The organism is Thioclava sp. NS-SX20, assembly GCF_057380695.1.
The window spans coordinates 786,353-803,310 of the sequence record NZ_CM170816.1 but is presented as its reverse complement, the minus strand read 5'-3'; the positions used below and the strand labels follow the sequence as shown (position 1 = coordinate 803,310).

The 16,958-nt window shown below is 59.5% G+C and carries 15 protein-coding genes and 1 tRNA gene; 8 read left to right on the top strand and 8 right to left on the bottom strand.

Annotated elements, in window-relative coordinates; translation table 11 throughout:
* Positions 1 to 31: 31 nt before the first annotated feature.
* Positions 32 to 3,661 carry a vitamin B12-dependent ribonucleotide reductase gene (locus AC2ISB_RS04100; protein ID WP_486576231.1) on the bottom strand — a complete coding sequence of 1,210 codons (3,630 nt, stop codon included), beginning with the start codon at positions 3,659 to 3,661 and terminating at the stop codon, positions 32 to 34.
* Between the two features lie 1,294 nt (positions 3,662 to 4,955).
* On the opposite strand from AC2ISB_RS04100, the gene AC2ISB_RS04095 reads away from it, so the two are divergent.
* Positions 4,956 to 5,090 carry a hypothetical protein gene (locus tag AC2ISB_RS04095; protein ID WP_339107032.1) on the top strand — a complete coding sequence of 45 codons (135 nt, stop codon included), beginning with the start codon at positions 4,956 to 4,958 and terminating at the stop codon, positions 5,088 to 5,090.
* Between the two features lie 87 nt (positions 5,091 to 5,177).
* Here AC2ISB_RS04095 and AC2ISB_RS04090 read toward each other — a convergent pair whose 3' ends face one another.
* Entirely contained in the window at positions 5,178 to 5,795 is a 618-nt protein-coding gene (locus AC2ISB_RS04090) for a hypothetical protein (protein ID WP_486576229.1), read from the bottom strand.
* 2 nt (positions 5,796 to 5,797) lie between these two features.
* Positions 5,798 to 6,526 (bottom strand): hypothetical protein, encoded by a 729-nt coding sequence (locus AC2ISB_RS04085; RefSeq protein WP_339107030.1) that lies wholly within the window; start codon positions 6,524 to 6,526, stop codon positions 5,798 to 5,800.
* A gap of 232 nt (positions 6,527 to 6,758) precedes the next feature.
* Here AC2ISB_RS04085 and AC2ISB_RS04080 point away from each other — a divergent pair, with 232 nt between their 5' ends.
* Entirely contained in the window at positions 6,759 to 7,154 is a 396-nt protein-coding gene (locus AC2ISB_RS04080; protein WP_486576226.1) for a helix-turn-helix domain-containing protein, read from the top strand.
* 221 nt (positions 7,155 to 7,375) lie between these two features.
* Here AC2ISB_RS04080 and AC2ISB_RS04075 read toward each other — a convergent pair.
* The 4 genes from AC2ISB_RS04075 to pdxH all read right to left on the bottom strand — a co-directional run bounded on the left by AC2ISB_RS04075 (position 7,376) and on the right by pdxH (position 9,373).
* Positions 7,376 to 7,452 (bottom strand) — tRNA-Pro (locus AC2ISB_RS04075).
* 112 nt (positions 7,453 to 7,564) lie between these two features.
* The gene (locus AC2ISB_RS04070; RefSeq protein WP_406720584.1) at positions 7,565 to 8,074 is read right to left on the bottom strand and encodes a DUF192 domain-containing protein; all 510 of its coding nucleotides are present in this window, start codon (positions 8,072 to 8,074) and stop codon (positions 7,565 to 7,567) included.
* A gap of 2 nt (positions 8,075 to 8,076) precedes the next feature.
* Positions 8,077 to 8,607, bottom strand: a complete 531-nt coding sequence (locus AC2ISB_RS04065; protein WP_339107027.1) for a cold-shock protein — start codon at positions 8,605 to 8,607, stop codon at positions 8,077 to 8,079.
* A gap of 142 nt (positions 8,608 to 8,749) precedes the next feature.
* Positions 8,750 to 9,373: a pyridoxamine 5'-phosphate oxidase gene (gene pdxH / locus AC2ISB_RS04060; RefSeq protein WP_406720583.1), complete on the bottom strand. Its 624-nt coding sequence runs from the start codon at positions 9,371 to 9,373 to the stop codon at positions 8,750 to 8,752.
* A gap of 177 nt (positions 9,374 to 9,550) precedes the next feature.
* Between pdxH and fabI the strand changes: the two genes are divergently transcribed.
* From fabI to gpt, 3 genes are read left to right on the top strand one after another with little or no spacing between them, the layout of a single operon-like run.
* Positions 9,551 to 10,372 carry an enoyl-ACP reductase FabI gene (gene fabI / locus AC2ISB_RS04055; RefSeq protein ID WP_339107025.1) on the top strand — a complete coding sequence of 274 codons (822 nt, stop codon included), beginning with the start codon at positions 9,551 to 9,553 and terminating at the stop codon, positions 10,370 to 10,372.
* Between the two features lie 4 nt (positions 10,373 to 10,376).
* Positions 10,377 to 10,991: a LysE family translocator gene (locus AC2ISB_RS04050; RefSeq protein ID WP_486576223.1), complete on the top strand. Its 615-nt coding sequence runs from the start codon at positions 10,377 to 10,379 to the stop codon at positions 10,989 to 10,991.
* Between the two features lie 15 nt (positions 10,992 to 11,006).
* Positions 11,007 to 11,516 carry a xanthine phosphoribosyltransferase gene (gene gpt, locus AC2ISB_RS04045; protein WP_339107023.1) on the top strand — a complete coding sequence of 170 codons (510 nt, stop codon included), beginning with the start codon at positions 11,007 to 11,009 and terminating at the stop codon, positions 11,514 to 11,516.
* 23 nt (positions 11,517 to 11,539) lie between these two features.
* On the opposite strand, the gene AC2ISB_RS04040 is transcribed toward gpt, so the two are convergent.
* A complete protein-coding gene (locus AC2ISB_RS04040; RefSeq protein WP_486576221.1) occupies positions 11,540 to 12,013 on the bottom strand; it encodes a hypothetical protein in 474 nt (157 codons plus the stop codon).
* 236 nt (positions 12,014 to 12,249) lie between these two features.
* On the opposite strand from AC2ISB_RS04040, the gene AC2ISB_RS04035 reads away from it, so the two are divergent.
* The 3 genes from AC2ISB_RS04035 to trpE all read left to right on the top strand — a co-directional run bounded on the left by AC2ISB_RS04035 (position 12,250) and on the right by trpE (position 16,944).
* Positions 12,250 to 13,431, top strand: a complete 1,182-nt coding sequence (locus AC2ISB_RS04035) for an aminotransferase (protein ID WP_339107021.1) — start codon at positions 12,250 to 12,252, stop codon at positions 13,429 to 13,431.
* A 111-nt stretch (positions 13,432 to 13,542) separates the two neighbouring features.
* Positions 13,543 to 15,399, top strand: coding sequence for a SurA N-terminal domain-containing protein (locus AC2ISB_RS04030; protein WP_406720581.1), 1,857 nt, complete (start codon positions 13,543 to 13,545; stop codon positions 15,397 to 15,399).
* Between the two features lie 39 nt (positions 15,400 to 15,438).
* Positions 15,439 to 16,944 carry an anthranilate synthase component I gene (trpE, locus tag AC2ISB_RS04025; RefSeq protein ID WP_339107019.1) on the top strand — a complete coding sequence of 502 codons (1,506 nt, stop codon included), beginning with the start codon at positions 15,439 to 15,441 and terminating at the stop codon, positions 16,942 to 16,944.
* Positions 16,945 to 16,958: the final 14 nt, after the last annotated feature.

Below are 16,958 nucleotides of genomic sequence, written 5' to 3'. Positions count from 1 at the left end.
CAGGTCCGGCTGCGGGCCGGACCGCTCGACATCAGCTACAGCCCGAGGTGCCGCCGCAGGTATTGCATTTCATGCAGGTCCCATTGCGCACGAGCGTGTAATTGCCGCATTCGCCACAGGCCTCGCCCTCATAGCCCTGCATCTTGGCTTTGGTGCGGGCATCCATCGACACCGTGCCCGAGGACACAGCCGTAGAGGTCTTGGCCGTAAAGCCGGTCTGTGTTTCCGAGAACCCGACCGCCGCCTGACCGCCCTGAAACACCATCAGCTCTTGCGGCAAACGTTTGCGCAGATAGCCCGAAGACGAAATCTGGCGCAGGACTTCCAGCGATTTCGATGCCTGCTCGTCCTCTTCCAGCGAGCTTTCCGAACCATGCCCGATATCGTCGAATGTATGGCCTTTGGGCTTCACATGCGCCAGATCGGTGCGGTCAAGATAGGAAATCGCCAGTTCGCGGAACACGTAATCAAGGATCGAGGTCGCATTCTTGACCGAGTCATTGCCCTGCACCATGCCCGCAGGCTCGAATTTGGTGAAGGTGAAGGCATCGACAAACTCTTCCAGCGGCACGCCATATTGCAGCCCCACCGACACGGCGATGGCGAAGTTGTTCATCATCGCACGGAAGCCCGCGCCTTCCTTGTGCATGTCGATGAAGATCTCGCCAAGCGAGCCGTCATCATATTCGCCAGTGCGCAGATACACCTTATGCCCGCCGACAATCGCTTTCTGGGTATAGCCCTTGCGACGCGTCGGCAGCTTTTCACGATTGCTACGCACCAGTTCCTTGACGATCACCTTCTCGACGATCTTCTCGGCCAGCACTTGCGCCTTCTCCTGCGGGCTGCCGGTAGCAAGGATCTCTTCGGCCTCCTCGTCATCCTCGATCAGCGCCGAGGCCAGGGGCTGGCTGAGTTTGGACCCGTCGCGGTAAAGCGCATTGGCCTTGATGCCCAGCGACCAGGACAGCTCATAGGCCGCTTTCACATCCTCAATGGACGCCGAATTGGGCATATTGATCGTCTTGGAAATCGCGCCCGAGATAAAGCTCTGCGCCGCCGCCATCATGGTGATATGGCTTTCGACCGACAGATAGCGCTTGCCCTTCTTGCCGCAGGCATTGGCGCAATCGAAGACGTTCAGGTGTTCGGGGCGAAGATGCGGCGCGCCCTCAAGGGTCATCGTGCCGCAGACATGGTCATTGGCGGCCTCGATCTGCGCTTTGGTAAAGCCCAGATGACGCAGCATGTCGAAGCTCGGATCGTTCAGCTTTTCTGCCGGAATACCAAGGGTATCGCGGCAGAATTCCTCGCCCAGCGTCCACTGGTTGAAGACAAAGCGGATGTCAAAAGCCGTAGGCAGGGCCGCGTTGATCTTCTTGATCTCGGCCTCGCCAAAGCCATGACCGATCAGCGAGGTCGTATTGATGCTCGGGCAATTCCCAAGGCTGGCATGGCCCACCGCATAGGACACGATCTCTTCGGCCTGTGCGGAACTATAGCCAAGCTTGGCCAAGGCCGCAGGCACCGAGCGGTTGATGATCTTGAAATAGCCGCCGCCTGCGAGCTTCTTGAATTTCACCAGCGCGAAGTCGGGCTCGATGCCGGTGGTGTCGCAATCCATGACCAGACCGATGGTGCCCGTGGGCGCAATCACCGAGACCTGCGCATTGCGGAACCCATGCGCCTCGCCCAAGGCCAGCGCCTGATCCCATGCGGCGGTCGCCAGTTCGACCAGCTTCGGGTCGGGGCAATTCGCGTGATCCAGCGCCACGGGCTGGACCTCAAGCGCCTCATAGGTGCCCGTGCCATGCGCGGCCGCACGGTGGTTGCGGATGACCCGCAGCATATGGGCGGCGTTCTTGGCATAGCCCGGGAAGGCACCCAGTTCAGACGCCATCTGCGCCGAGGTGGCATAGGACACGCCCGTCATGATCGCCGTCAGCGCACCGGTCAGCGCGCGGCCCTCATCCGAGTCGTAGCCCAGACCCATATTCATCAACAGCCCGCCGATATTGGCATAGCCAAGACCCAGCGTGCGGAAATCATAGGACCTTTGCGCGATCTGCGGGCTTGGGAACTGCGCCATCATCACCGAGATTTCCAGCGTGATGGTCCAGATGCGGCAGGCATGGATATAGGCATCCGCGTCAAAGCGACCGTCCTTATAGAAGGTCAGCAGGTTCATCGACGCAAGGTTACAGGCGGTGTCGTCAAGGAACATATATTCCGAGCACGGGTTCGAGCCGCGGATCGGCCCGTCCTCAGGGCAGGTATGCCATTCGTTGACGGTATCATGGAACTGGATGCCCGGATCGGCGCAGGCCCATGCGGCATGGCCCACCTGCTCCCAGAGCTCACGTGCCTTGATGGTTTTGGCGACCTTGCCATCGGTGCGGCGCAGAAGCTCCCAATCGGCATCTTCCTTTACGGCCTTCAGGAAGGCGTTGGTCACCCGCACCGAATTGTTGGAATTCTGTCCCGAAACAGAGGCATAGGCGTCGCTGTCCCAATCCGTGTCATAGGTCGGGAATTCGATACTGCTATAACCCTGACGTGCATATTGCAGCACGCGGTTGATATAGGTCTCGGGGATCATCACGCCCTTGGCGGATTTGATCGCCGCCTTCAGCGCGGGGTTCTTGGCCGGATCGACCGCCCCCTCATCCGATCCGTCAAAGGCGCGGATCGCGGCGAAAATCTTGTTCAGCTCGCGCTCATGCAGCTTGGAACCAGCGACCAGAGAGGCAACCTTCTGCTCCTCGATGACCTTCCAGTTGATGAAATCCTCGATATCGGGGTGGTCCATATCGATGATGACCATCTTGGCCGCACGCCGCGTGGTGCCGCCCGATTTGATCGCCCCCGCCGCGCGGTCCCCGATCTTGAGAAACCCCATCAGCCCCGAAGACTTGCCGCCCCCCGAAAGGGCCTCCCCCGCGCCGCGCAGGCTGGAGAAATTGGTGCCCGTCCCCGAGCCGTATTTGAACAGGCGCGCCTCGCGCACCCAGAGGTCCATGATGCCGCCGTCATTGACCAGATCATCCGAAACCGACTGGATGAAACAGGCATGGGGCTGCGGGTGCTCATAGGCCGAGGCCGATTTCACCAGCTTGCCGGTTTTCGGGTCGACATAATGGTGGCCCTGGCTCGGGCCATCGATGCCATAGGCCCAATGCAGACCGGTGTTGAACCATTGCGGGCTGTTCGGCGCGCCCATCTGGCGGGCCAGCGTATAGCGCATCTCGTCATAATAGGCGCGGGCGTCGTCTTCGCTGGTGAAATAACCACCCTTCCAGCCCCAATAGGCCCAAGCGCCTGCAAGGCGGTCAAACACCTGCTTGGCCGAGGTCTCGCCGCCGAACCGCTTGTCTTCAGGAAGATCGTTCAGCGCGGCCTCATCGGGAACCGAGCGCCACAGGAACTCCGGCACATCCTTTTCGCGCACGCGCTTCAGCGCCGCAGGAACCCCCGCCTTACGGAAATATTTCTGCGCCAGAACGTCAGAGGCGACCTGGCTCCAGCCCTCGGGAATCTCAACGCTATCGTTGCGAAAGACGATTTTCCCGTCCGGATTGCGAATTTCTGAGTCCGTCGTCGTGAAGGCAATCGCGCCATAAGCGCCGCTTTCCGAGGTTGTGAATTTCCGCTCGATCTTCATCTGCTCAATTCCCTGAACAATGGCAACATTCACCCACCAACATTGTCGGCGCACGCAGTCAAAGCCCTGCACCCCCATGCAAGACCGATTCCACACTGAATCTGCATATTTTGCCTGCGTAGCCCCAACACCACTACATCTGGTGGCTTCATCTGGGACTTTGCACAAATTGGCCTAGGGTTAGTGGCGCGTCAACTGATCTTTAATCACCGGAAGGGCGTTTTTGATGTTGACGGCAGAGTCCGGCAAAGGGCGGGCCGATTCCTCCACAGAGGCCCCATCCGTCAGGATGGCGAGCTGTCCGGAAGTTTTCCTTGAGTCACGGAGGCTTGGCTTCGCCCGAAGACGATTGGCGGGAATTATCCACAATCGCGTGCCCAAAAAGGACGCAAAATCACATTTTCGCAAAAATAACACTTAACGGCGCCACCAAGGGGAAGGATGCCGAAAGCTCTTCCCTCCGCAGGAGAAAACGCCCGCCACCAACGGCTCAGCGATTCTCCCAAGCCTCTATTTATTAACGACTATCCGGAGGATACAGGCAGCCTGCTTACAAAAAGCCCCCCGCCCCCGTGGACGCCCGACAAGAACCCCGTGGCATGACGCGGACGATATGGCAGGCCCAATGTTGTATCATGCAACGCGCTTTCCAAAGATGAAGCCGAGACCATCGACCGTGCGATGTATGTGGCGCTGATACTTTGGCTATCGCAGAACCGCCAGTCCAACAAACTGAGCCCCAAGACGATCCTTCAACAGACAGCGCCCTCTTACAGCTGCCTATGCCGCGGCCTTGCCCTCTCCGCCATGGCGGTTCAACGCACATCCTTCATTGCCGCTTTAAGCGCCTGCGGCCCATCAGCGCCAAATGCAATCCGCGCAAGGTCATCAGTGGTCATCCTCCAGAGTCAAAAGCCGCTCCGGTGATACTCCCTTGGCCGGACGCGTGGACATCCTCAAGTGTATGCCGATCTGCAGTCTGGCATCTACAAGAGCATAACGGACGCACGTCGCGCTGCTGGGCTCATAAAAACCAAGCCTGCCCTTAAAAGACTTCAGGAGGCGTGGGATGCGGCCAGCACTTCGGAGAGAGACCAATTCCGTGCGCTGATCGGTTGCACGCCCAAGGCCGCTCCAGCACCAACTCTCACAACTGCAGCGCCTCCGACGCATCCCCCCCACTTCGCATTTAGCGGCAGACGCCATCCCAACCGGACGACGCTCGCTGACGAAATCAGACATTACGTTGATCAAAGAGATAATGGATCGACGTAACCTCAAAATGGGGAACGTCATGGATGAACTTGGCTACCCACGTCTCGATGCTTCTTTGGGCAATGCAATAGCCAGAGGCGAAGCAGGGACCATCAAAGACAAGATATATGAGGCACTGAAAATGTGGATAGCGAGAAACTCTGATCAGCCTTAACGCCTGGAGGCGCGGTGCCTGCAACGAGCCTCACCGAGACCGGAAGAGCAACCACCTGCCTGAAGCAGGTGGCAACCTCGACCTTTCTTATTTGCTCGCCATTGGTGGCGGGCAGCAAAGCTTGTCCTTAATTTTCGCCAAGACGATGGACGGATCTTGCGGGGTCTCTGAGCGAAGCACGCTATGAACCGGATCAACAATCAGCTTCTTCACGGCTCGCGTGCTCGTCATAAGATCGAGCGGCAGAGCATAAAACCAACTAAGCCTACCATTATCTTCGATGAGCTGCCAGTAGAGCTCACGCATTACGCACTTGTCCCGATAGCCGGCAGAGTTTGGACCATCAGCATCAAACCCCCAAGCTTCATCTGATTTTTTCAAGGGCACATAACCTACAAGAACTTTAGCTCGCTTACCGTGATCCCATCTCGCCTCAAGGCTCTCGTTACACGTCAGCTGTATGGCTAGAGTTAGCCAGCCCGACTGCCACCCCTTTGCGAGAGCCGTTTTAGTTTTAACGGAATAATAAGCATTCCATTCGGCTTGAATAAAGTCCCCATCGCTCTTGTCTGCGTCCTCCAACTCAATCTTAAGGCGCTCTGAATCGCACTCTACCGCATCAAACGCGTCAAAAAGAAGATTCAGGTTATCCTGAGCCCGCAGAATGTTAGATGCTGACTGCCAGAGGCATTCATCAGTAGTCATCACTATTTTCCTTTAAAATCAAATCCACACGCCGAAACTTCAACGAGATCTCGAGGCCCAAATCGATGACCGAAGTCGAAATGATAGCTACAGCTCGGCGGCATCTTGAAAGCGTCCGGCCAATGGCCGAGAACTCGCCCTTCGGGCTCGCCACTCAGAAAGTCCGCGGCCACTTTTGACCAAGCCGCCAGCCCGGGATTATCATCGCTTTGCTGCGCCAACTGCCGCAGCGTCTCGGTGACATCAACCCAACGGCGCGAGAACAGCTCAATGCGGCCAGAATACGCCTCTCTAGCGTTATTCAAAGCCTCATCATGCTTATCTAACGCACCTAAAAGCGTATAACCTGCCACTTTTCTCGGCCCCACGGGAAGTCCGCCACGACGACAGCGACCAAAAGCTACAGTGTCGATTTCTCGCTTGATCTGATCGTCACCGAGCGACGCCCCCCATTTGACCTCAACTATCCAGAACGACCCATCTTCCAAGCTGATCACTACATCAGGTTCGGCATTCTTGGCGCCCGACAGATATGGCCAAAGGAAGATAGAGCTATGTTCGGGGATCATCGGGCCAACAAGAGCTTGCATCGCTTTCGTTTGTGCCGATTTGGAAAGAAATCTCAGGGTCCCGAATAACGATGACGTAATCAGATCTTCCCGAGGTTGTTTACCAGCGCCATCAATAATGGCAGCCATCTTTGCTTTCTTCGCGACGACCGCATCAAACATGATCAATCCAACTTCTTATAATGCGGATAGAACACAGCGATTAAATACACAGGCCAAAAAAATGTCTTAAGCATCATATTAGCCTTGGCAATCAATCGCACAAGACGTTTTCACGCCGACATAACGCGAACCACGTTTCAAATGGGATCACGGCGCTATCATCGCTCCCCACCCGACACGCGTCGCCGCAGCCGGTAATTTCAGCCTATCGACAACAAGATGAGCTGACACCATGACCCCCTTCAAAGACAGCCCCGGCGCACGCTTCCTTCGCGAACGGATCGAGGCGCTGGCGCACCGGAAAACGCAGAGCGAGATCGCCTCTGAGGCAGGCTTCACCAATGCCAATATGATCTCGATCCTGAAAGCTGGAAAATCGAAGATCCCCCTCGACCGAATACCATCCTTGGCCAAGGCGCTGGAGACGGACCCTGCTTGGTTCCTGCGGCTCGCGCTGGAGCAAGCCGTGGGCAAGACTTCTGCCCAAGCCATCGAAGAGATCTACGGAAGCCCTGTCACAGAGAACGAGCGTCGCTGGCTGTTGGAATTGCGTGAGGCATCGGAGGATAGCGATCCACGCATCACCGCTCGGTCCCGCTCGGCACTTCGGGCAATTTTCGGAAAGTGACTGCGACGATAGAGTCTTGAACAGCGCAATCCGCCACATCTGATTCTTGAATCATCGATCAATCTATCGGAGACATATTGAACCGCGTGACATTACGCTCTGCATGTGTCTCTATCAAAGAACTCCGATAGGATCATGCAACATATGTGACATACACTGCTCTGTAACACACGGAGAAAGCCTGAAGCCGTAACCTGCTGAAAAGGAACAACTTCTAAAAATGGTCGGGGCGGCGAGATTCGAACTCACGGCCTTCTGTACCCAAAACAGACGCGCTACCAGGCTGCGCTACGCCCCGACTGAAGGTCTGATAACGTCTCGCGACAGAAAGGGAAAGAGGCAAGTTGCCACTCCCGCCCGAACCTATCGGAGAAATACGCGTTTCGCGCGCCAAACCGGCCCCGCGCGGCCTATGGGGCGCAGGGAATGCGGGCCTTGCCGCTTTCGATCAGGGGATGGGACAGAATGCTGCCTGCCGCGATCTGGTGTGCGCGGGCCTGTCCCCCGTTCAATTCCAGCACAAAACGGGCCTTCCCTCCGGAAGCGATCGGCGTGTCGTCGCCCGGAATGGCATTTTCATGCACCGAGACGATCTGCCCCGCCGCATCGATAAACAGCATATCAAGCGGAATCAGCGTGTTGCGCATCCAGAAAGCGCGCGGGGCCTCATCGGGATAGACAAAAAGCATACCCGCATCCTGCGGCAGGGTCTCGCGATACATCAGGCCACGGGCGCGTTGCTGCGCGGTTGTGGCCAATTCGATCCGGAACCGCGTGACCGCGGCCTTCGTGGCTCCCGTCAGGACGGCGGCATCCATCGCACAGGACACCGGTGCCGCCAGCACCGGAGCACCAACGGCAAGAAGGAGCGCGCAAAGCGCCGCCCCCAAAAACCCCGAAACACCCGGCCTGCGCCCCATATTCAGGACCGCAGCCCGCTTTCCCAAGACAGAACCTGCGCGGCCATGCGGCCCCGACGTCCCTCGATCACCTTCAGGCATACAGCCTCCCCCGGCGCCAGATCGGCAAAACCGGAACGGCGCAGCACTTCGATATGGATAAAGACATCCTCGGAGCGGCCGAACACATTGGCAAATCCGAAGCCCTTCACCTTATCGAACCACTTCACACGCACAGGCTCGAGCGGCAGATTTTCAAGATCGCTCGCTTCCGTCCCGTCGAGATCCTCGATCGGCGGAATATCATCGCTGTTCTCGGGCGGGTCGATCTGCAGGACCTCAACGGCCTGCCGCCCACGCGGGGTCTTCTGTACCCGAACAGAAATCAGGGCGTTATCCGCCACAGATCCCTGACCAAAGTTCCGCAGAACATTGGCATGGAGAAGGATATCGGGACCGCCCTCCCCATCAAGGATAAAACCGAACCCCTTGGCAGGGTCAAACCATTTGACCTTCCCCCGGAGTTCGCTCAATTCGTTCACACCGTCAATCATGTGTAATAGATCCGTCGAATAACTAGACACGTTGTGCCACATGGCCCAATGCAGCACGTCTCCTCATATCAAAGAGGTAACGTAACTGATTTGGAAAAAAAACGATTATTTTACCTCGATTGCAGTTCACGAAGCGTGAAATTCAAGGGTTTAAGCGCGAAACCGACCAATTTGACGTTGCGTCAGCCCGCTCCCAACGGAACCGGTCATGCAAACGGAATGCGCCATCAGCCCAAAATTCAATCTCTACAGGAACGATACGGAACCCGCCCCAGAACGGGGGGCGCTTCGGGTTCGGCCCCTTGAGCGCCGTGATCTTTGCCACTTCGGCCATAAGATGGGCCCGGCTTTCGAGCGGCTGGCTCTGGTGGCTGGCCCATGCCCCGAGCCGCGACTTGAGCGAACGGGAGGCGTAATAGTCATCGGCTTGCGGCCCGTCCTCACGGCTGACAAGCCCGCGCACGCGGATCTGACGGCGTAGGGACTTCCAGTGCAGCACGAAAGCGGCCTTGCCCGCGCCATCAAGCTCTTGTGCCTTGCGCGATTCGTAATTGGTGTAAAAGACGAACGCCCCGCCCGAGGCGGCCTCGACCCCCTCGATCTCTTTCAGCAGCACCATGCGGACATTCGGCAGGCCCTGCGCATCCACCGTCGACAGCGCAATCGCGTTCGGGTCATTGAGTTCGGTCTTTTCGGCCTCTTCCAGCCACGTCTGCGCAATGGCAAACGGGTCGCGCCCCGCAAAAATCCCCTCGCGATCACTCATCGGCTCTGTCTCCGTCCTACATATTCAATTTTCCGCACGATCCGCGTTGCAAATCAGATGCGCCTCGCGCCACACCTTGCGCTTGCAGCAGCAGAATGCAAGCGCTGCACCTTGTTCTTTCGCTGCGTTTCTCTTAAGGCAATCCATCATAGCAGAGGGAAGCGGGGGAAACCTGACATGACCAATAATCTTATGGCAGGCAAACGCGGCCTGATCATGGGCCTGGCGAACGACAAATCCATCGCCTATGGCATTGCGAGACAACTTCGGGATGCGGGGGCGGAACTGGCCCTGTCCTATCATGGCGAGGCGCTGAAAAAACGCGTTGACCCGCTGGCAGTCGAGCTGGGATGCGACACTGTCATCGAATGCGATGCCTCGAATGGCGAGTCCATCGACGCGCTCTTCGCAGCGTTGAAAGAGAAATGGGGCAAGATCGACTTTCTCGTTCACGCCATCGGCTTCTCCGACAAGAACGAGCTGCGTGGCCGTTATGTCGACACCTCGCCGGAAAACTTCCGCCTGACGATGGATGTGTCGGTGTATTCCTTCACCGCCGTGTGCCGTCGCGCCGTCGAGATCATGCCCGAAGGCGGGTCGCTGCTGACGCTGACCTATTACGGTGCCGAGCAGGTGATGCCGCATTACAACGTGATGGGCGTCGCCAAAGCGGCGCTTGAGGCTTCGGTCAAATATATCGCGGAAGATGTGGGCAAGGACGGCATCCGCTGCAACGCGATTTCGGCCGGTCCGATCAAGACGCTGGCAGCCTCGGGGATCGGCGATTTCCGCTATATCCTGAAGTGGAACGAACTGAACTCGCCGCTGCGCCGCAATGTGACGCAGGACGAGGTCGGCAAGGCCGCACTGTTCCTGCTGTCGGATCTGGGCACCGCCACCACCGGCGAGACGCTGCATGTGGATGCAGGCTACCATGTCGTCGGCATGAAGGCCGTGGACGCGCCGGATATCGACGTCACCACCAAACGCAAGGACTGATCCTGTGCTGGGCGTTCTGGGCGCAATCTATCTGGTCCATCTGGCTGCGGCGATCTCGCCCGGTCCGGCGGTCCTGTTATGCGCCCGGACCAGCCTGCGTGAAGGATTTGCCCGCGGCAGCTGGCTTGCCGTGGGCATCGGTCTTGGGGCCTGCATCTGGGCGATGGCGGCGCTTTTCGGGCTGGCGCTGCTGTTCCAGATTGCCCCTGCCCTGCTGACCACCCTCAAATTCGCCGGTGCGGCCTATCTTCTGTATCTGGCGATCAAGATATGGCGTCACGCGCCCGACCCGCTGGACGAGGCCCTGCCCGAAACCAAAGCTCCCCGCAGCCCGCTCGGGCTTATCTGGCTTGGTATCGCGACACAGCTGGCCAATCCGAAACCTGCGGTGTTTTTCGGCACGATTTTCCTGACATTCGTGCCGCCACATGCCCCCGCATGGCTCTATGCCGCGATTCTCGGCATTGTCTTTTTCAACGATGCGGGCTGGAATGTTATCGTTTCGCGCATTTTCTCGTTGGAACGGACCCGCCGCGCCTATCTGAACCTCAAATCCACGATAGACCGTGTCTTTGGCGGTCTGTTGGGCCTTCTGGGCCTGAAACTCGCGATCAGTTGATCTAAGGAACACGCCATGACCACCCGTCTGCCCCATGAAAAAGGCTTTCATATCAGCTGGGACCAGATTCACCGCGATGCCCGCGCGCTGGCGTGGCGTCTGGACGGGAAAGGCCCGATCGAGGGCAACTGGTCGGCGGTGGTCGGCATTACGCGCGGTGGCCTTGTGCCAGCGATGATCATGGCGCGCGAACTCGATATCCGCACCGTCGATACGATTTCGGTGAAAAGCTACAACCACCAGTCGCGCACCGAACCGCATGTCATCAAGCCGCCGCAGGCCGATATCATGGGGGCGGATGGCGAAGGGGTGCTGATCGTGGATGATCTGGTCGATACGGGCCGGACGCTGGAGCTTGTGCGCTCGCTCTACCCCAAGGCGCATTTCGCCACCATCTACGCAAAACCGATGGGGGTGCCGATGGTTGACAGCTATGTGACCGAGGTTTCCCAGGACACATGGATCTTCTTCCCTTGGGATATGGCGCTGCAATATGTGCAGCCCTATCGCGGCACGGATGCCTGACCAAAGTCAGTCATTTCTCCGGTCTATGCCGATTGCCCGTCAAAGCTGGCAATAAGCTGGTCTGCGCCAAGCGGGCTGGTCTGGTTCAACCGGATCGCCCCGTTCCGCCCCATCACGATGATGCGGAACCCTCCCGTGCGGTCCAGCCCCTCGTTCGCCCCCCCGTTCGCCCCCCCGTTCGCCCCCTCGTCCGCGCTGTCTGACGCGGCGGTATCGGACAGCACCACGATATCACGCGCCGCAAGATCCTTGCTGGCAGAGCGAAGATTGGCCATCTGGACCTGATAGGCCGGATCGTCGGGTGTATCGGCCAGCACAATCACGGGCCGGAATGTCGTCGGACCAGCCTCCAGCGCCGCCCGTGCATCGCCTAGCGGCAAAAACACCCCCGTCGGCTGTGCTTCGGCATGCCCCACCACATCGATGATCGCCCATGTCGACACGGCAACAGCTCCCGCATAGGCGACGCAGCGCAAGACCCCCGACAGATACGGCATGGGCAACTCCTTTCCGTTATGACCTTCCTCCACACAGGCCGGCACCGAAATCGCCGCAGAGCCGTCACCGTATGGACCATGCTCTTTCAACGTCGCGACCCCGTATTTTGTTCAGTACAAATCCGTGATCCGCGGCTGCGGGCGAGAATATCGCGGGGCTTGCGTAGAAATCGGGCGAATGGCCTTGCCCTTATGCGGCCAAGCTGATCCATTGGCGCCAAGTTTATGAGGATAAAATGACGCTCACGCCCCTTGCCCCGCCTATGGCTGCCACCTTTGCTCCGCCGGTGATGGAGGCGCGGCGCTGGCTTGAAGGGGTGGACTTCCCGCCGGAACGCCCGCTGATCAATGTCAGCCAGGCCGCCCCCGTGGCCGCTCCGCCCGAAGGGCTGCGCCGCGCGATTGCCGAGGCGGCGCTGACACAGGTCGAGGCGCATCTTTACGGCCCTGTTCTGGGACTGCCCGAGCTGCGTGCCGAACTGGCCAGCCAGTGGTCGGCTGCCTATGGCGGTGCGTTACGCGCGGAGCATGTCGCCATTACCCAAGGCTGCAATCAGGCGTTTGCCGCCGCAATGGCAACCCTTGCCGCCCCCGGAGACGAGGTGATCCTGCCGACGCCGTGGTATTTCAACCACAAGATGTGGTGCGACATGGCCTCGGTCAAAGCCGTGCCGCTGGCCACGGGGCCCGATCTGCTGCCCGACCCCGAAAAGGCGCGCGCGCTGATCACCCCGCGCACCCGTGCCATCATCCTGATCACCCCCAATAATCCGGGGGGCGTGGAATATCCGCCAGCCCTTGTGCAAGCCTTCATGGATCTGGCGCGCGCGCATAAAATCGCGCTGATCCTCGATGAAACCTATCGCGATTTCGACAGCCGCGATACGCGCCCGCACGAGCTGTTCACCGATCCCGACTGGGGCGACACGCTGATCCATCTCTATTCCTTCTCGAAGGCCTACCGGCTGACGGGCCACCGCGTGGGCGCGATGGTCGCGTCTGAGGCGCGTCTGGCCCAAGTCGAGAAATTCCTTGATACGGTCGCCATCTGCGCCGGACAGCTGGGCCAGATCGGCGCGCTCTGGGGTATGCGCAATCTGGGCGACTGGGTGGCAGGCGAACGCGCCGAAATCCTGTCGCGCCGTGCGGCGATGATCGAAGGCTTCGCGCGGCTGGGCGATTGGCGCCTGATGGGATGCGGGGCCTATTTCGCCTATGTCGAGCATCCTTTTGCGCTCTCCTCCCCCGAGGCGGCGAAAGAGCTGGTGCGGCAGGCGGGCGTTCTGCTTCTGCCCGGCACGATGTTCATGCCCGAGACCGATCCCGCAGGCCAGCGCCAGTTCCGCATCGCCTTCGCCAATATCGATCGCGGCGGGATTTCGATGCTGATGGACCGCCTTTCCGCCGTTTCCCTGTGAAACAATGCCCTGACATCCCCGCGAGCGGCGCTGCAACGCTTGCGGGCTGGCAGAGTTGCGCCTAAACACCCCCTAGAAAACTGACAGGCATGCCCCCGAGCGGAGGAACTGATGGCAAATAAGCTGCGTACGCATGGCAAGAACACCATTGTCTGGGTTCTGCTCGGACTCATCGTCATTGGCCTGATCGGCTTTTCGGCGCATAATTTCGGAAGCAGCACCGCCAGCATCGGCTCTGTCGGCGGCACCAAGATCAGCACCAATGACTATGCGCGCGCCTTGCAGCAGGAACAGAATGCCATGCAGGCGCAGGCGGGCAAACCGCTGAGCTTCCAGCAATTCCAGATGATGGGTCTGGACCGCCGCGTGCAGGGGCAGCTTTTCGGTGAGGCCGCTTTTGAGAATGCCGCCGCCACGCTGGGTATTTCGGTCAGCGATCAGGAACTGGCAGACCGGATCACACAGATTCAGGCTTTCCAGAATGCGGCAGGCGATTTCGACCGCACCGCCTACGAGATGGCCCTGCGCAATCAGGGCATGAAGCAACGCGAGTTCGAACAGAAGCTGCGCGCAGAAATGGCCCGCTCTATCGTGCAAAGCGCCATCGCGTCGGGGGTTCATGCGCCCGATGCCGAGGTCAATGCCTATGCGAATTACATGGCGCAGACCCGCACCGTCTCCTGGGCCGAAGTCACCCGTCAGGATCTGGCCGCCGCGCTGCCCACGCCCAGCGAGGACGAGCTGAAAGCATGGCATGACCAGCATTCCGACAAATTCATGTCGCCCGAGACGAAACAGATCACCTATGTCTGGATCTCGCCCGACATGATTGCGGATAAGGTGCAGGTCAATGAAGACGCGCTGAAAAAGGAATACGAGTCGCGTATCGACGAATTCCAGCAACCCGAGCGCCGCCTTGTCGAGCGTCTGGTCTATCCCGATATGGAGAGCGCCAAGGCCGCGCGCGCGGCTCTGGATGCAGGCGATAAGGATTTCGCCGCACTGGCACAGGATCGTGGCCTCACCTTGCAGGACGCCGATATGGGCGATGTGACCGAAAGCGATCTGGGCAAGGCAGGCAAAGACGTGTTTGCCGCCGCCGAAAACAGCGTTGTGGGCCCCGTCGAGACCGATCTCGGCCCTGCCCTGTTCCGCGTGAACGGCATTCTGGCCGCCACGAACCGTAGCTTCGACGAAGTCCGCTCGGAGCTCGGGGACGAGGCCAGCCACGAAACGGCACGCCGCCAGATCGCCGCCGAGCGCAGCAAGCTGGAAGATGATCTGGCAGGCGGCGCGACCTTGGAAGACATGGCCAAAGACACCGATATGCAACTGGGCACGCTGGATTACGGCCCCCAGAGCGAAGGTGGTCTGGCAGGCTATGCCGCCTTCCGTCAGGCCGCAGAGGCGGTCCAAAGCGACGACTTCCCCGAGATTGTCGAACTGGAAGACGGTGGCCTCTTCGCGCTGCGTCTTGATGGCACGACGCCCGCCGCCGTGATCCCCTTCGATACATCGAAAGATCAGGTCAAAGCCGATTGGGAAGCCGCCAAGCTGCTTGAGGCCAAGCAGGCCCGCGCCGACGAGGCTGTGAAAGCCGTCACCGGCAAGGCCGATACCCAGCTCAGCGCGACCGGCCTTCTAACGACCGACAGCCCCAATCTGAGCCGCGGCAGCTATCTGGAGGACCTCTCGCAGGTTGCGCTTGCAAAGGCCTTCACGCTCAAGCTGAACGAGGCCGCGAAGGTCACCGATGGCAGCAAGGTCTATGTGGTGCGTCCGGTGCTGATCTCGCAGCCCGACCTGTCCAGCGACAAGAATGCCAAGATGGTCGACAGCCTGCGCGATCAGGTCTCGCAATCTCTGGCCAATGACATGCTCGACCTCTATGCGCGCACCGTGCAGTCCGAAGCCGGCATGCAGATCAATTCGAACGCCATCAGTGGCGTGAATGCGCAGATGCGCTAACCCTTAACCCAGCCAATCCATCAGCTCAGGAGGTTCGACATGGTTGCTCTATCCCCGTCTTTCGAGGCGTTCGACTCCGGCTGGCAAGACGGAAAGAACCAACTGGTCTATGCGCGGCTCGCCGCCGATCTGGACACGCCCGTTTCGCTGATGCTCAAACTGACCGACGCCTCGAAAAACAGCTTCATGCTGGAATCGGTGACCGGTGGCGAGGTGCGCGGGCGCTATTCCTTCGTCGGAATGAAGCCCGATGTCATCTGGGAATGCCGTGGCGAGACGGCCCGCATCAACCGCTCGGCACGGTTCGAAGACACCTTCGAGGCGCTTGACGGCCATCCGCTGGACAGCCTGCGGGCGCTGATTGCCGAAAGCCGCATCGACATGCCCGAGGATCTGCCTCCAGGGGCTGCGGGGCTGTTCGGCTATCTGGGCTATGACATGATCCGTCTTGTCGAGCATCTGCCCGATGTGAACCCCGATCCGCTGGGCGTGCCCGATGCGGTTCTGATGCGGCCTTCGGTGATTGCCGTTCTGGACGGGGTGAAGGGCGAGGTCATTCTTTGTGCGCCAGCCTGGACCGGCTCGGGACTGTCGGCGCGCGCCGCCTATGCGCAGGCCGCAGAACGGGTGATGGATGCGCTGCGCGATCTTGATCGCACCCCCAACCAACCGCGCGAGATGGGCGAGAATTTCACCGTGGGCGAGCTGCGGTCCAATTTCACCCGCGAAAGCTATATGGCGGCGGTCGAAAAGGCCAAGGACTATATCCGCGCAGGCGATATCTTCCAATGTGTGCCCGCCCAGCGTTGGTCGGCAGATTTCCCACTGCCGCCCTTCTCGCTCTATCGGTCCCTGCGCCGTACCAACCCCTCGCCTTTCATGTTCTACCTCAATTTCGGTGGCTTCCAGATTGTCGGTGCCTCGCCGGAAATTCTGGTGCGCGTGCGCGATAGCGAGGTCACGATCCGTCCCATCGCAGGCACCCGTCCGCGCGGAGCCACCCCCGAGGAGGATCGCGCCTTGGAGGCCGATCTGCTTTCGGACAAGAAAGAGCTGGCGGAACATCTGATGCTTCTGGATCTGGGGCGCAACGATGTGGGCCGCGTCTCGAAGATCGGCACGGTACATCCGACCGAGAAATTCATCATCGAGCGTTACAGCCACGTGATGCACATCGTCTCCAACGTGGTCGGCGAGATCTCGGACGACCATGACGCGCTTTCCGCGCTTCTGGCCGGTCTGCCGGCGGGCACCGTTTCCGGTGCGCCCAAGGTGCGCGCGATGCAGATCATCGACGAGCTGGAACCCGAGAAACGCTGCATCTATGGCGGCGGGGTGGGCTATTTCGCGGCCAATGGCGAGATGGATATGTGCATCGCGCTGCGCACAGCGGTCGTCAAGGACCAGACGCTGTATATCCAAGCCGGTGGTGGCGTGGTCTATGACAGCGATCCGGCGGCGGAATACGAGGAAACGGTCAACAAATCCAAAGCGTTACGAAAAGCAGCCGAGGATGCGGGGCTGTTTGCGCATGGCCGCAACTAAGCCGCTCTTCTAGA